This is a genomic window from Cryptosporangium japonicum (genome assembly GCF_039524755.1).
Lineage (GTDB): Bacteria > Actinomycetota > Actinomycetes > Mycobacteriales > Cryptosporangiaceae > Cryptosporangium > Cryptosporangium japonicum.
In genome coordinates this window covers 1-698 of the sequence record NZ_BAAAGX010000054.1, presented here as the reverse complement: position 1 = coordinate 698, position 698 = coordinate 1, and the positions used below count along the sequence as shown (strand labels likewise).

Below are 698 nucleotides of genomic sequence, written 5' to 3'. Positions count from 1 at the left end.
GGGTAGTTTCCTTCGTCGGTGACCCCCGAGGAGCTTGATGGTGTGCGGGAGCGGTTGGAGTCGTTCGCCGTGGAGGTTTTCGCGTCCTTGGCGCGTGCTGATCAGCGGGTGAAGGGTCAGACGTATCTGCGTGGTCTGTTGTTGGACGGGCGGCGTAAGTCGATCCAGCCGATGGCGTTGCGGCTGGGGGTTGATCATCAGGGTCTGCAGCAGTTCGTCACGTCTTCGACGTGGGACTTCACCATGGTGCGGGCCCGGGTCGCAGCGCGGGCGGCTGGGCTGATCGATCCGGTGGCGTGGGTGGTGGATGACACCGGTTTCCCGAAGGAAGGCACCGGGTCGCCGGGGGTCGCCCGGCAGTACTCGGGCACTCTGGGCAAGGTCGGCAACTGCCAGATCGGGGTCAGTGTCCACGCGGTCACCGACGCCGCGTCCTGTCCGTTGGATTGGCGGTTGTTCCTGCCGAAGTCCTGGGATCCCGCCCATGCCGTCGACGAGGAGGGCGCGGCCGCGGTGAGGGCTCGGCGGGAACGCTGCGCGATCCCGGACGCGGAGGTCAACCGGCCGAAGTGGATGCTGGTGATCGAGATGCTCGACGCCTTGGCCGGCCAGGGTCTGCGGCCCCCGGTGCTGGCCGCTGACGCCGGCTATGGGGACATCGGTCCGTTCCGTTCGGCCCTGGACGAGCGCGGAATCCC

Annotated in this window: 1 protein-coding gene; it reads left to right on the top strand. The window is 67.9% G+C overall.

The genetic code is table 11. The features are described 5' to 3' along the window. Positions 1-18 precede the first annotated feature (18 nt). Positions 19-698, top strand: a 680-nt coding sequence (locus tag ABD437_RS42895) for an IS701 family transposase (protein WP_425558393.1), incomplete at its 3' end; no start/stop codon positions are given.